General features: G+C 68.5%; 15 protein-coding genes. 3 read left to right on the forward strand and 12 right to left on the reverse strand.

Going from position 1 to position 12,817, the window contains the following annotated elements:
* Positions 1-108: 108 nt before the first annotated feature.
* The 8 genes from ACXIZN_RS34205 to ACXIZN_RS34240 all read right to left on the reverse strand — a co-directional run bounded on the left by ACXIZN_RS34205 (position 109) and on the right by ACXIZN_RS34240 (position 6,011).
* A complete protein-coding gene (locus tag ACXIZN_RS34205) occupies positions 109-1,326 on the reverse strand; it encodes an RNA polymerase sigma factor (protein WP_457959084.1) in 1,218 nt (405 codons plus the stop codon).
* Positions 1,323-1,673 carry a YciI family protein gene (locus ACXIZN_RS34210; RefSeq protein WP_457959085.1) on the reverse strand — a complete coding sequence of 117 codons (351 nt, stop codon included), beginning with the start codon at positions 1,671-1,673 and terminating at the stop codon, positions 1,323-1,325. The genes ACXIZN_RS34205 and ACXIZN_RS34210 overlap by 4 nt, the downstream gene beginning before the upstream one ends.
* 20 nt (positions 1,674-1,693) lie before the next feature.
* Positions 1,694-2,050, reverse strand: coding sequence for a YciI family protein (locus ACXIZN_RS34215; RefSeq protein ID WP_457959086.1), 357 nt, complete (start codon positions 2,048-2,050; stop codon positions 1,694-1,696).
* A gap of 57 nt (positions 2,051-2,107) precedes the next feature.
* Positions 2,108-2,383 (reverse strand): hypothetical protein, encoded by a 276-nt coding sequence (locus tag ACXIZN_RS34220; protein ID WP_257483464.1) that lies wholly within the window; start codon positions 2,381-2,383, stop codon positions 2,108-2,110.
* A 1-nt stretch (position 2,384) separates the two neighbouring features.
* Entirely contained in the window at positions 2,385-3,308 is a 924-nt protein-coding gene (locus ACXIZN_RS34225; RefSeq protein ID WP_457959087.1) for a bifunctional helix-turn-helix transcriptional regulator/GNAT family N-acetyltransferase, read from the reverse strand.
* A 235-nt stretch (positions 3,309-3,543) separates the two neighbouring features.
* On the reverse strand, positions 3,544-3,693 hold the full coding sequence (locus ACXIZN_RS34230; RefSeq protein ID WP_007032374.1) for a hypothetical protein: 150 nt from the start codon (positions 3,691-3,693) through the stop codon (positions 3,544-3,546).
* Between the two features lie 254 nt (positions 3,694-3,947).
* Positions 3,948-5,138 carry an ATP-binding protein gene (locus ACXIZN_RS34235; protein ID WP_007032375.1) on the reverse strand — a complete coding sequence of 397 codons (1,191 nt, stop codon included), beginning with the start codon at positions 5,136-5,138 and terminating at the stop codon, positions 3,948-3,950.
* Between the two features lie 111 nt (positions 5,139-5,249).
* Positions 5,250-6,011, reverse strand: coding sequence for a MerR family transcriptional regulator (locus ACXIZN_RS34240; RefSeq protein ID WP_192747209.1), 762 nt, complete (start codon positions 6,009-6,011; stop codon positions 5,250-5,252).
* Between the two features lie 71 nt (positions 6,012-6,082).
* On the opposite strand from ACXIZN_RS34240, the gene ACXIZN_RS34245 reads away from it, so the two are divergent.
* Positions 6,083-7,114, forward strand: a complete 1,032-nt coding sequence (locus ACXIZN_RS34245; protein WP_457959088.1) for a glycerophosphodiester phosphodiesterase family protein — start codon at positions 6,083-6,085, stop codon at positions 7,112-7,114.
* Between the two features lie 129 nt (positions 7,115-7,243).
* Complete coding sequence (locus ACXIZN_RS34250) at positions 7,244-7,750, forward strand: DoxX family membrane protein (RefSeq protein ID WP_457959089.1); 507 nt, start codon at positions 7,244-7,246, stop codon at positions 7,748-7,750.
* Positions 7,751-7,807: 57 nt separating this feature from the next.
* On the opposite strand, the gene ACXIZN_RS34255 is transcribed toward ACXIZN_RS34250, so the two are convergent.
* From ACXIZN_RS34255 to ACXIZN_RS34270, 4 genes are all read right to left on the reverse strand, one after another.
* Positions 7,808-8,179, reverse strand: a complete 372-nt coding sequence (locus ACXIZN_RS34255; protein ID WP_457959091.1) for a YciI family protein — start codon at positions 8,177-8,179, stop codon at positions 7,808-7,810.
* Positions 8,180-8,275: 96 nt separating this feature from the next.
* The gene (locus ACXIZN_RS34260; RefSeq protein WP_125779924.1) at positions 8,276-9,079 is read right to left on the reverse strand and encodes an ABC transporter permease; all 804 of its coding nucleotides are present in this window, start codon (positions 9,077-9,079) and stop codon (positions 8,276-8,278) included.
* Positions 9,076-10,029 (reverse strand): ATP-binding cassette domain-containing protein, encoded by a 954-nt coding sequence (locus ACXIZN_RS34265; protein WP_457959092.1) that lies wholly within the window; start codon positions 10,027-10,029, stop codon positions 9,076-9,078. Before ACXIZN_RS34265 ends, ACXIZN_RS34260 begins: the two co-directional genes overlap by 4 nt.
* A gap of 70 nt (positions 10,030-10,099) precedes the next feature.
* Positions 10,100-11,389, reverse strand: coding sequence for an acetyl-CoA C-acetyltransferase (locus ACXIZN_RS34270; RefSeq protein WP_192747204.1), 1,290 nt, complete (start codon positions 11,387-11,389; stop codon positions 10,100-10,102).
* Positions 11,390-11,481: 92 nt separating this feature from the next.
* On the opposite strand from ACXIZN_RS34270, the gene ACXIZN_RS34275 reads away from it, so the two are divergent.
* Positions 11,482-12,816: a 3-oxoacyl-ACP reductase gene (locus ACXIZN_RS34275; protein ID WP_457959093.1), complete on the forward strand. Its 1,335-nt coding sequence runs from the start codon at positions 11,482-11,484 to the stop codon at positions 12,814-12,816.
* Position 12,817 lies beyond the last annotated feature (1 nt).

A 12,817-nucleotide genomic window follows, 5' to 3' on the forward strand; every position in this document is an offset into this window, starting at 1 on the left:
CTCGGATCCGCCTCCCGCGACACCCCCTCCCGATACGCTGGTGCGGGGCGCGCCCCCCTGGGAGTGGTGGGGGGTGGGGTAACGCGCGAGGCAAAACAAAAGCGCTGGTCAGGGAGTCGCGGAGCAGCCCGTCAGGCGTCGGGTGAGGAAGCGGCGTTGCGGTTCCGAGCAGGGCAGCGCGAGCGCTCGCCGGTAGTGTTCCGCGGCTCGCGCCGGGTCGCCGGCCCGCAGCCACAGGGCGCCGAGCACGGCGGGCAGCAGGGTGTAGTCCGGCAGGTCGGCCTCGATGGCTTCGAGTTCCGCGATCCCGGCAGCGGCGCCGTCCACCATCGAAAGCGCGATCGCCCGGTTCAGCCGCGCCACCGGCGACGGCCGCAGCGCCAGCAGATCGTCGTACAGGCCGACGATCCGCCGCCAGTCCGGCGGCGAAGCGGTGCCGTGGCACAGCGCGATCGCCGCCTCGACGTGGTACGCCGACATCTCCGGCCCGGTGCACGCCCGCTCGAACAGCCGCGTCCCCTCGGCGATCATCGCGTGATCCCAGCGGTCCCGGTCCTGCTCGTCGAGCAGCAGCAGGTCCCCCTCCCGGTCGACCCGCGCGGGCAGCCTGCTCCCCTGCAACAGCATCAGCGCGACCAGCGCCCGCACCCTCGGCAGATCCGTCTTCGGCTCGGCCAGCAGCAGCCGACCGAGCCGGATCGCCTCCCCGCACAGTTCGCCGCGCACCGCGACCTCGCCGGTCGTCGCGTCATAACCTTCGTTGAAGAGCAGGTAGAGCACGGCCAGCACACTGTCCACTCTGGACTCAAGTGCGTCCGGACCCGGCAGTGACAGCGGCTTTCCCGACTCCCGCAACCACTTCTTCGCCCGCACGAGCCGCTGCGCCACCGTCGCCGGTTTCGTCAGCAAGGCCGCCGCGATTTCGTTCACCCCGAGCCCGCCGACCGTCTTCAACGTCAGTGCCACCTGCGAGACCGTCGGCAGCGCGGGATGGCAACACAGCAACATCAGCACGAGCTCATCGTCCGCACCTCGGCCGTCCTCGTGACCGTCGAGCTCCACGAGCCGCGGCAGCAGCGTGCGCAAGGTCCGCTCGCGCCGGACGACGTCCATCGCCCGGTTCCGTGCGGCGCGGAACAACCAGCCCCGCGGGTTGTCCGGCACCCCGCACTGCGGCCAGGTGCGCAGTGCCTGTTCCAGCGCGTCGGCGACGGCCTCTTCGGCAAGGTCCAGCCGTTCGGGGCCGAGCGCCCTGGCCAGCGTGGCGACGATCCGCCCGGCACTGTGCCGGAACAGATGCTCCACCACGCCGGCCGGGCGGGTCATGACAGCCCGGAACGGCTCAGGTGTTCCTCCCGTGGCGTGTCGAGGTCGAGTGCGATCTCACTGACCACGAACATCCCGGCGCCGTCCACCGCGATCGGATGCGTTTCGAACAGCTTCGCCGCTTCGCCGAGATCGGCGGCCTCGACCACGAGATACCCGGCGACGATCTCGCTGGCCTCGGTGAACGGGCCATCGGTGATCGTCCCGGCACGCACCACCCGCGATTCCGGGGCCAGCCCGGCGGCCGCGACCAGTTTGCCGGACGAACGCAGCTCCTCCTGCCAGGCGAAGTATCGGTCGATGCCGTTTTCGGCCGGTCCGCCACCGGCGTCCTGGGTGAAGGTCATCAGACCGACGAACCTCGGCATCAGTCCTCGCAACCGCGTTCGCCGACCTTGCGCACCTCGATCGGCCCGAACGCCAGATGCGGATGCGTCGCGAAGATCTTCTCCGCCTGATCGAGGTCCGCGGCCTCGATCACCTGGTAGCCGCCGACGATCTCGGTGGCCTCGGTGTGCGGGCCGTCGGTCGCGCCGACCGCACCGCCGGAACCGCGCAGCACCCGGCCGCCCTTCGACAGCCCGCCACCGCCGACGAAGCGGCCTTCCTTGGTGCGTTCGTCCGCCCAGGCGATGTAGTTCTCGAGCACGCGCTGTGCTTCACCGGGGCCGAGGTGATCATGCGAATCCGACTGGGACCGCAGGAAACCGACGTAATGGGGCATGGTGTCCTCCTTGGGAATCGATGGCCCCTAGACGAACGAGCCCCCGGCGAATCGACATCAGTAGCGGAAGAGCCGGTCGTGCAGTTCACGCTGCCGCGCGAACCAGGCACTCAGCCTGGTCCGGCGGCGCCGCCGTTTCAACACCTGCCGGACTTCGCGCACACACGGTTCGTGGGGCGCGAAGGCCTTCCCGGTCAGGAGGACGGCGTAGTGGCCATCCGGGCAGCGACCGGAAACGGAGATCATGCCCGGGGTCAGGTCGTCGACGAAATCGATCGAGCCGACCCCGACCACGGACCGGCGGTCGCAGGTGGGGCAGTAGACGACGAACACCTCACAGCTCCAGCCGCCAGGTCTGCCCGGTCAGCTCGTAACCGAAGCCCGTGATCGTCTCCTCGCTCACCAGCTGGAAGCCGGCCTTCCGGTAGATCGCCCGCGCCGCCTCCAGCAACGAGACCGTCCAGAGTTCCATGGCCTGGTAGCCGGAGGCCCTCGCGAACTCGACGCATTCGGCGACCAGGCGTTTCCCGACGCCACGTCCCCGCGCGGCCGGTTCCAGGAGCAGCATCCGCAGCTTCGCGGTGGTGCCGTCTTCGGCGGGCATGCAGAAGACGCTGCCGACCCGTTCGCCGTCGAGTTCGGCGATCCAGCCCGCTTGGCGCGGGTCTCCGCGCCGGTCGACGTACTCCGCGACGACACGGGCGACGAGCGCTTCGAAGCGTTCGTCCCAGCCGTACTCGCGCGAGTAGAGGGCGCCGTGGCGGTGGACCACCCAGCCGAAGTCACCCGGCCGGGGCGGGCGCAGGACCAGCGCGGGATCCGAGGCGCGCTCGCCGACCAAAGAGGTGATCGTGTCCATGGCGCCGAGCAGCCGCTCCTGCTCGTCGTCGCCGAACCGCCCGAGCAGCGAGCCGATCCGGCCCACCGACCGTTCGTCGAGGACGGCGAACGCCTTACGGCCGTTCTCGGTCAGCCGGACGATCTGACGGCGCGCGTCCTCGTCGCTGCGTTCGCGGGTGAGAAGACCTCGCCCTTCGAGCCTCGCGAGCAGCCTGCTCGCGTAACCGGCGTCGAGATCGAGACGTTTGCGCAGGTCGGTGACCTGGGTCGAATCCTGCTGCGCGAGTTCGAAGATGACCCTGGCTTCGCTCAGTGAGTACTCGGCGTCGGCCGGTCCTTCGTCGAGGACGCCGATCACGCCGGTGTACAGGCGGTTGAAGGCCCGGACGGTCGCCACCCGGTCCGCGGATCGATTCATTTGACCACCTCAACAGATTCGTTGACTGGGTCAAGTGTTACCTCACGAAGCGGTGAAGGCAAGAAATCTTTCCGGGGGTGGACATATGGAAACCCCGTGATGCTGCCAGGTCGGGGGTCCGCCAGCATCACGGGGTCGTAGTGGGTATCGACGCCGCGATCCGCGGCGTTACACCTCGCGCACTATGTGTCGTAGGTCACTCGAACGGGCGACACCTACAACGGTTGTTGTCGGGTCAGCGCATGTGCGTGTGACGCGCCTGGGAGATAGCGATGAGCTCCTGACGAACGGTCGCGGTGGCCGCGGTGTCGATCGCCCGGTTCAGGGCCCGGCGAGTACGAGCCTCGGCGCGACGGGCACGGAGCTTGGCGGCGATGTTGTTCATCGGTTTTGTCATCCCCTTGGGAGTAGATCTTGCGTCTTCGTGGCTGTGCTTCTAGTATGCACCCTTTTTCGCAAGGAAGCCAACGATTATCCGGTGACTTGGCACACCTGCCGATGAATCATCGGCAACAGGAGTATAAAACCGGAGAGATTTGGTGGCGCCGGTCACTTCTTGGTAACGCCGAGGACAGGGCAAAGCCTCGGTAGAGGTCTCTACCGCTTTCTAGGATTTACGCGATAAAGCCTGAGAGAGGCTTAGTCCCGACCGAGCAGGTAGTGGCCGAAGTGCGGGACGGTGAAGGCGATGTGCCCGCGTTCGGCGGAGTACACCAGGCCCTTCTTCATCAGGCTGTCCCGCGCCGGAGACAGCGAGGAAGGCTTCCGTCCCAGGTAGACGGCCACATCGGCGGTACCGGCGGACTCGTCCCGGCCCTGGGTCAGCTCGGCCATCGCGAGCAGGTACTCGCGTTCGGCCGGCGTCGCGCGCTCGTAGCGGGAGCCGAAGAACCCGACCGCGAGCTCCGATTCGGCCTCCGGCGCCGCGACCTGGACGTCCTTCACGGTGATCGGATCCGCCGGCGCGGCATCCCAGGCGGCCTTGCCGTAGGCCTGGATGAAGTACGGATATCCGCCCGACGCGTCGAACAGGGCGTCCAGCGCCTCCGGTTCGATGCCCGCGTCCTCGCGTTCGATGGGCGCCATCACCGCGAGGTCGGCGTCCTCGCGCTCCAGCCGGTCGATACGCGCGTAGCGGAAGAGGCGTTCCGAGTACGACTTCGACGCCGAAAGGACAGCGGGCACGTGCGGCAGCCCCGCGCCGACCACGACCAGCGGGGCCCCGGACTGCGAGAGTTCGTGGCAGGCGGCGCAGAGCGCGGAAACGTCCTCCGGCAGCAGATCCTGGATCTCGTCGATGAGCAGCGCGACCCCGGTGCCGACGTCGGCCGCCAGCTCCGCGACCTCGGTGAACAGCTCGACCAGGTCGATCTCGATGTCGCCCGAATCGGCGCGGCCCTGAGCGGCGGGCACGTCGATGCCCGGTTGCCAGCGGTCGCGGAGTTTCGCGTCCGGTTTGTTGGCGCGCAGCGCGAACGCCTTGAGGACGCCGAGCACCTGCTCGACCCGGTCCGGCGCGCGATGGCGCACGGCGAGGTCGCGGATCGCGCGATGTAGCGCGGCCGACAGCGGCCGCCTGAGTTCGGTGTCCGGGCGGGCTTCGATCTTGCCCGCGCCCCAACCGTGCTTGATGGCCCGCGAGCGCAGCTCGCCCAGCAGCACGGTCTTCCCCACGCCACGCAGGCCGGTCAGCATCAGGCTGCGTTCGGGTCTCCCGCGGGCGACCCGTTCGAGCACGACCTCGAAGGCCTGGAGCTCGCGCACGCGGCCTGCCAGCTCGGGCGGCCGTTGACCGGCGCCCGGGGCGAAGGGGTTGCGGATGGGATCCACTCTCACACGCTATCGGCGTTTCTAGCTCTCGGCCGATATTCCGCCATAGAGGGATAGGCGTGTCGCGACGGGTTACTCCGAGTGGACGGGTCTGCAGCCCCGTCCCTCGTTTTAGTCGCGCAAGTTGCGCTCGGCGTAGACCGCCATCGCGTCACGGATGTACTCCGCGGTCCCCTCGCCATGCTTCTCGTCGTACTGCCCGTAGCGCGGGTCGTCGACGTACAGCTGCCCGAGACCGGCGAAGTAGCCCTTCGAGACGGCACGCACGGCCGGCCGAAGCCACTCGTACAGCCGCTGCGTGATCGCCTGGGCCTCGTCGCCGTCGGCGGGCAGACCCTTGGCGCGGGCCTCGCCGAAAGCGGCGGCGATGTCCTTCTGCTCCTGCTGGTGCGCCTTCTTGTCCTCGGCGCTCAGCGACTTCCACCACCGGTCACCCTGCTTGTAGGCGTCGGCGCCCCAGCGTTCGGTGACCTCCTTCTCGTACTTCGTGTGGTCGAAGCCGTCGAACACTTCCGTTGCCATCAGCTGTTCACCTCTTTCTGTCTTCTTCAAGGTCGTCCTGACCGATTCGATCTGCCGTCCGAGCCGCTGTCGCTCCTGCTCCAGCCACTTCAGGTGCGTGCGCAGCGCCGCTGTCGTGTCCTGCTCCCCTTCGAGGACTTCGCCGATCGCGGGCAGGCTCAGCCCGAGTTCGCGAAGCAGCAGGATCCGTTGCAGCCGCACCAGCGCGTCCTGGTCGTAGTAGCGGTATCCGTTGCTCCCCACCCGGCTTGGTTCGAGCAGCCCGATGTCGCCGTAGTGGCGCAGCGTGCGGCTCGTGGTCCCGGCCGAGCGGGCGATGTCCTGGATCGACCACTCCTTCTCGTTCGGCATGTCCACGAAGGTAGAGGTTGACGTTGCGTCAAAGTCAATCGAAGTTCACCCGTCCGTGGCATGGTTCACGAATGAAGACATTCGCGCTGGTCATCGCCGCTGCGCTGACCTTGACGACGGCCGGGGTCGCCGACGCGCATCCGCGTCGCGCCTTCGACATCCAGGCTCACCGCGGCGGGCTCGGCCTCACGGTCGAGAGCACGCTCGCGTCCTTCGGCAAGGCGATGGAGCTGGGGGTGACCACGCTCGAACTCGACATCCAGATCACCAAGGACGGTCGCGAGGTGATCACCCACGACCGCAAGACCACCCCCGCGAAGTGCCGCGACACCGCGCCCGCGACGCCCGGCGACCCGGCGTACCCGTACGTCGGCAAGTACGTGAAAGATCTGACGTTCGCGCAGGTCCGCACGCTGGACTGCGGTTCGATCCGGCAGCCCGCGCATCCCGGCCAGACGCTCTCCCCCGGCGCCAAGATGCCGACGCTCGCCGAGCTCTTCCAGCTCGCCCGCGACCACCGCGCCTGGGGCATCAAGTTCAACATCGAGACGAAGGTCGAGGCCGCCGCGCCGCACGAGACGGCGCCGCGTGAGCAGTTCGTCCAGCGGGCGGTGCGCGAGATCGTGCGCGGCGGGTTCGCGCACAACGTCTCGATCCAGAGCTTCGACTGGGGCGCGCTGATGCGCTTCCGCGAGGTCGCCCCGTGGCTCCCGACGGTCGCGCTGACCCAGCCCGAGTTCCTGCAGGTCGGGCAGCCGGGCAAATCGCCGTGGCTGGGCGGACTCGACATCGACGACTTCGGCGGCAGCCCCGTCCGCGCGGTGAAGTCGTTCGGCGCGAAGGCGCTCTCGCCGGTGCACGGCAACCCGCAGGGTGGCAAGGTCGGCGACCCCGACTACCGGCCGTTCACGACGAAGGCCCTGGTCACCGAGGCGCACCGGGCCGGGATCAAGGTCGTGCCCTGGACGATCAACGACCCGGCCACGATGCACAAGCTCATCGACGACGGCGTCGACGGCATCATCACCGACTACCCGGACCGGCTGCGGGAAGTCGCGGCGGACCGCGGGTTCAAGCTGCCCAAGGCGTATCGCGCCCGCTAGCGGAATCTAGCTCTATCTAGCGTCAGAGAAATATTCCGGGATACACCGTTAGCGCGGTTCGGCGACGTGGCGGGCGGGAAGACTGGGGTTAGGTTTGTTTCCCGGGTCCGGATCAGAAAGGTTACGACCGTGATTCTCCGTCGCGTCGCACGTCCGCTTCTCGCCGCGATCTTCATCTCCGGTGGGATCGGCGCGCTGAGGGACACCCAGGGGCACGCCAAAGCCGCGGAGCCGTTCCTCACCCAGTCCTTCGACAAGCTGGAGGGCGTGGTGCCGGAGTCGGTGCCGCGCGACCCCGCCACCCTCGTCCGGATCGACGCCGCGGTGAAGGTCGGCGCCGGGGTCGCGCTCGCCGCGGGCAAGGCGCCGCGTCTGGCCTCGCTGCTGCTGCTCGGCAGCCTCGTCCCGACGACGCTGGCCACGCACCGGTTCTGGGAGATCAACGAACCGGCCGAACGTCAGCAGCAGCAGATCCAGTTCATCAAGAACGCCGGCCTGGCCGGTGGCCTGCTGCTCGCCGCCGCCGACACCGCCGGCAAGCCGTCGCTCGGCTGGCGCGCGAAGCGGGCCGCCTCCAAGACGGAGAAGCGCGCCGAGAAGCTGGCGAAGAAGGCCGAGAAGGCCATCACGAAGTAAACGCCCGCATTCAGTCCTCTGGATGCGTCTCGCATCCAGAGGACTGAATGCGCGGGGTCACGAGGTGAAGGCCTCGATGTCCTCCGCCTCGACGACGGTGCGCACCTCGACCTCGATCTCGTCGAACAGCGCGGCGTAGGACTCGGCGAACGAGACGGCCTCGGCCAGGTCCTTGGCGTTGATCAGCGCGAACCCGCCGATGACCTCTTTGGCCTCGGTGAACGGGCCGTCGGTCGCGGTGATCTTGCCGCCGCGGCCCTTGCGGACCTTCGCGCCCTTCTCCGACGGGTGCACGCCCTCCGCCGTGATCAAGATGCCCTTCTCGAACGAGTCCTCGATGAAGGCGCCCATCTTCTCGATGAACTCCTTGCTCGGGTTCCAGGCTTCCGGGGCGCTCTCGTCGAGCCGGTGCATCATCAGAAACCGCATCGCTGCTCCTCAGTGTCTTGGCGGGGCTGGTTCTACCCCGCCTTCACCGACGCGTCGAGCGGCTCGACGGCGGTTCGACATTTCGTTCAGAAATTCTCAGCGGCTCGCGACCTTCTTGTACTGAGCCGTCGCCAGCGGCGCGAAGATCGCGATGATGGCGACGCAGCACAGGATCGCGTACAGCGAAGCGTTCTCGGCGGGCCAGCCCGTCGGTGCCGCGCCGAAGCGGTTCCCGAACAGGTCACGGGCCGAGTTGATCACCGCGGTGAACGGATTCCAGTCCGCGATCGCCTTCAGCACGCCCGGCAGCTTGTCCGCCGGGACGAACGCCGTCGAGATGAAGCTCAGCGGGAACATCCACATCAGCCCGGCACTCTGCGCCACCTCGACGCTGCGCGCGACGAGCCCGATCCACGCGCCGACCCAGGACAGCGCCCACGCGAACATCAGCATCACCAGGTAGCCGAGTACCGCGTCGAGGAAACTGCCGCGGATCCGCCAGCCGACGAGCAGCCCGCACAGCGACATGACGACCAGCGCGACCACGCTGATCACCAGGTCGGACGTCGTCCGGCCGAAGATCACCGCGAGGCGGGAGATCGGCAGCGAACGGAACCTGTCGATGATGCCCTTCTGCAGGTCGTTCGCGAAGCCGATCACGGTGAACGCCGAGTTGAACGCGACCGTCTGCGCGAAGATGCCCGCGATCAGGAACTCGCGATACGCGAGGCCGCCCGCTTCGCCGCCGATCGCGTCGCCGAAGACGTACGCGAACAGCAGCACGAACATGATCGGCTGCAGGGTCGCCGCCATCAGCCAGTCCGGGTTGCGCTGGACGTTCTTCAGGTTCCGCCAGGTGATCACGCCACCGTCGGAAAAGGCCTTCGCGACCGCGCTCACTTTTTCTCCCCCTCGTCCGTGGCGTGTCCTGTCAGCGAAAGGAAGACGTCGTCGAGCGTCGGCCGGTGCAGCGCGACGTCCTGGACGGCGACGCCGTGGCCGTCCAGCCGGCGCAGCGCCTCGATCAACGCCTTCGGCCCGCCCTCGACCAGGACGTCGACCTTGCGGGTGTGCTCGTCGACCGACGGCGTGCCCGAGCCGACCTCGGTCAGCACCTGGGTGGTCATGGCGAGGTCGCTCGCGTTCGCCACGACGAGCTCCAGCCGCTCGCCCCCGATCTCCTGCTTGAGCTCGTCGGCGGTGCCGCGCGCGATGACCTTCCCCTTGTCGATCACGACGATCGAGTCGGCGAGCTGATCGGCCTCCTCCAGGTACTGCGTGGTCAGCAGCACGGTGGTGCCGTCGGCGACGAGCTCCTTGATGACCTCCCAGGTGTCGATCCGGCCGCGCGGATCGAGCCCGGTGGTCGGCTCGTCGAGGATCACCACGGTCGGCTCGGCGACCAGCGCGCCCGCGAGGTCGAGCCGCCGCCGCATACCGCCGGAGTACGTCTTGGCGGGACGATCCGCCGCGTCCTCCAGCCGGAACCGGGCGAGCAGCTCACGTGCCCGCGACTTCGCCGCGGCCTTCTTGCTTCCGTACAGCCTGCCGACCATGTACAGGTTCTCGAACCCGGTGAGGTTCTCGTCCACGGCGGCGTACTGCCCGGAGAGCCCGATCGACCGCCGGACGGCGTCGGGATGGGCCAGCACGTCGTGCCCGGCCACCTCCGCCTCGCCCGAATCCGGGCGGAGCAGCGTGGTCAGGATGCGGACCGTCGTCGTCTTCCCGGCACCGTTCGGCCCCAGCAGGCCGAGCACCTTGCCTTCGGGGATCGACAGATCGACCCCGTCGAGCGCGCGTGTGGACCCGTAGGTTTTGACCAGCGCTTTCGCCTGAACTGCGAACATGCGGCCAACCTAGACCCCGGCACCGACAAAGGCACCGGGGTTTTTCCCCGATCCGCTCCAGGCGAACGGCTTACTTCTCGAGGATCGCCGTGACGCCCTGGCCGCCCGCGGCGCAGATCGAGATGAGCCCACGGCCGGAACCCTTCTCGTTCAACAGCTTCGCGAGGGTGGCGACGATACGGCCACCGGTCGCGGCGAACGGGTGCCCGGCCGCCAGCGAGGAGCCGTTGACGTTCAGCTTCGCCCGATCGATGGAGCCGAGGGGTTCGTCGAGGCCCAGCTTCGACTTCGCGAACTGCGGGTCCTCCCACGCCTTGAGGGTGGCGAGCACCTGCGACGCGAAGGCCTCGTGGATCTCGTAGAAGTCGAAGTCCTGCAAGGTGAGCCCGGCCCGCGTGAGCATCTGCGGGACGGCGTACGCGGGCGCCATCAGCAGGCCCTCGTCGCCGTGGACGTAGTCGACGGCCGCGGTCTGCGAGAACGTCAGGTACGCCAGCACCGGCAGCTTCCGCGCCTTGGCCCACTGCTCGGTCGCGAGCAGCACGGTCGACGCGCCGTCGGACAGCGGCGTCGAGTTGCCCGCGGTCATCGTGCCCTCGGGGCCACCGAAGGCGGGCTTCAGCTTCGCGAGCTTCTCGACGCTGGAGTCCGGCCGCAGGTTCTGGTCACGCGCCAGCTTCAGGTACGGCGTGACGAGGTCGTCGAAGAAACCCTTGTCGTACGCCGCGCCGAGCCGCTGGTGGCTGGTCGCGGCGAGTTCGTCCTGCGCCTCTCGGGTGATCTCCCAGACCTTCGCGGTCAGCGCCGCGTGCTCGCCCATGGAGAGGCCGGTGCGCGGCTCGGAGTTACGCGGGATCTCGGGGACGATGTGCCCGGGGCGCAGCTTCGCGGCGAGCTTCAACCGTTCGGGCAGCGTCTTCGCGGCGTTGAGCTGCACCAGGATCTGGCGCAGATCGTCGTTGACCGCCAGCGGCGCGTCGGACGTGGTGTCGACGCCGCCCGCGATGGCCGAGTCGATCTGGCCGAGGGCGATCTTGTTGGCGACGTTGATGATCGCCTGGAGGCCGGTGCCGCAGGCCATCTGCACGTCGGAGGCCGGGGTGGCGGGGTTCAGCCTGCTGCCGAGGACGCTTTCGCGGGCGAGGTTGAAGTCGCGGGCGTGCTTGAGCACGGCGCCGGCGGCGACCTCGCCGATCACCTCGTCCTGCAGGGAGAAGCGGCTGACCAGGCCGTCGAGGGCGGCCGTGAACATGTCCTGGTTCGACGCTTTCGCGTACGGGCCGTTCGAGCGGGCGAAGGGGATCCGGTTACCGCCGATGATCGCGACCTTGCGCACGGGTGCCGTCCTTTTCGTGGCCATTTTTTCCACTCCTCCGTAGGCTCTCTCACACTGTAACCTACTAGCGAGTAGGTTAGACTGCGACGTGACGCAAACTGCACGGGAGGCACGTAATGGCTGACAGGTACCAGCAGTTCACGAAATCCCCGGTGGGGAAGTTCGTGGTGCCGAAGCTCGGCCTGCCGAACCCCGCGACGCTCCGCCGGTACAAGCCCGGCCAGCCCGCTCTCGAGGGTCCCGCACTTCTGGGCGCCGCGCCGGGCGGCCGTCTCGAAAAGGTGATCGAGGCCCAGCTGCACCGCGCGGGTGTCGAGGTCCTCTCGACGGAGGCCGACAAGCACGCCGCGCTCGTCTTCGACGCGACAGGCGTGAAGGACCCGAAGCAGCTTCGCGAGGTCTACAACTTCTTCCACCCGGTGATCCGGAGCGTCGGGCCTTCGGGCCGCGTCGTCGTCCTCGGGACGCCGCCGGAGCTGGCCGAAGGACACGAGCGGATCGCCCAGCGCGCTCTGGAAGGCTTCATCCGTTCCGTCGGTAAGGAGCTGAAGCGCGGCGCGACCGCCCAGCTCGTGTACGTCGCCGAAGGAGCCGAAGAGGCCACTGAGTCCACGCTCCGGTTCCTGCTTTCGGCGAAGTCCGCCTTCGTGGACGCCCAGGTCATCCGCGTGGGCACCGAGACCAAGACCGCCTCCGCCCCGGCCGACTGGACGAAGCCCCTCGACGGCAAGGTCGCCCTGGTCACCGGCGCCTCTCGCGGTATCGGCGCCGCCATCGCCGAGGTGCTGGGCCGGGACGGCGCCCACGTCGTCGCGCTCGACATCCCCGCGCAGGGCGCGGACCTGTCCAAGGTGGCCAACAAGGTCGGCGGCTCGTCGCTGCAGCTGGACATCACCGCCGCCGACGCGCCGGAGAAGCTCGCCGAGTACCTGACCACGCGCCACGGCGGCGTCGACATCGTCGTGCACAACGCGGGCATCACGCGGGACAAGACGCTCGGTAACATGACCGAAGGCGGCTGGGACTCGGTCATCGCGGTCAACCTCGCCTCGCAGCTCGCGGTGAACGAGAAGCTCGTGGCCGACAAGGTGCTGCACGAGAACGGCCGCATCATCGGCGTCTCCTCGATCGCCGGTATCGCGGGCAACGTCGGCCAGACCAACTACGCCACCAGCAAGGCGGGCGTCATCGGCATGGTGAACGACGGCGCGCCGAAGCTCGCCGAGTACGGCGCCACGATCAACGCCGTCGCGCCCGGCTTCATCGAGACGAAGATGACCGCCGCCGTCCCGCTGTTCATCCGCGAGGCCGGGCGCAGGTTGTCCAGCCTCGGCCAGGGCGGGCTCCCGGTCGACGTCGCCGAGACGATCGCCTGGTACGCGAACCCGGCGTCGGCCGCGGTCAACGGCAACGTGGTCCGCGTCTGCGGCCAGGCACTGCTGGGGGCGTGAG

This window comes from Amycolatopsis sp. TRM77291 (assembly GCF_054166285.1).

What these genes read in the sequence shown, in the direction of transcription:
- ACXIZN_RS34205 (WP_457959084.1), bottom strand. Translation starts at nt 1,326, where the DNA reads ATGACCCGCCCGGCCGGCGTGGTGGAGCATCTGTTCCGGCACAGTGCC.
- ACXIZN_RS34210 (WP_457959085.1), bottom strand. Translation starts at nt 1,673, where the DNA reads ATGACCTTCACCCAGGACGCCGGTGGCGGACCGGCCGAAAACGGCATC.
- ACXIZN_RS34215 (WP_457959086.1), bottom strand. Translation starts at nt 2,050, where the DNA reads ATGCCCCATTACGTCGGTTTCCTGCGGTCCCAGTCGGATTCGCATGAT.
- ACXIZN_RS34225 (WP_457959087.1), bottom strand. Translation starts at nt 3,308, where the DNA reads ATGAATCGATCCGCGGACCGGGTGGCGACCGTCCGGGCCTTCAACCGC.
- ACXIZN_RS34230 (WP_007032374.1), bottom strand. Translation starts at nt 3,693, where the DNA reads ATGAACAACATCGCCGCCAAGCTCCGTGCCCGTCGCGCCGAGGCTCGT.
- ACXIZN_RS34240 (WP_192747209.1), bottom strand. Translation starts at nt 6,011, where the DNA reads ATGCCGAACGAGAAGGAGTGGTCGATCCAGGACATCGCCCGCTCGGCC.
- ACXIZN_RS34245 (WP_457959088.1), top strand. Translation starts at nt 6,083, where the DNA reads ATGAAGACATTCGCGCTGGTCATCGCCGCTGCGCTGACCTTGACGACG.
- ACXIZN_RS34255 (WP_457959091.1), bottom strand. Translation starts at nt 8,179, where the DNA reads ATGCGGTTTCTGATGATGCACCGGCTCGACGAGAGCGCCCCGGAAGCC.
- ACXIZN_RS34265 (WP_457959092.1), bottom strand. Translation starts at nt 10,029, where the DNA reads ATGTTCGCAGTTCAGGCGAAAGCGCTGGTCAAAACCTACGGGTCCACA.
- ACXIZN_RS34270 (WP_192747204.1), bottom strand. Translation starts at nt 11,389, where the DNA reads ATGGCCACGAAAAGGACGGCACCCGTGCGCAAGGTCGCGATCATCGGC.
- ACXIZN_RS34275 (WP_457959093.1), top strand. Translation starts at nt 11,482, where the DNA reads ATGGCTGACAGGTACCAGCAGTTCACGAAATCCCCGGTGGGGAAGTTC.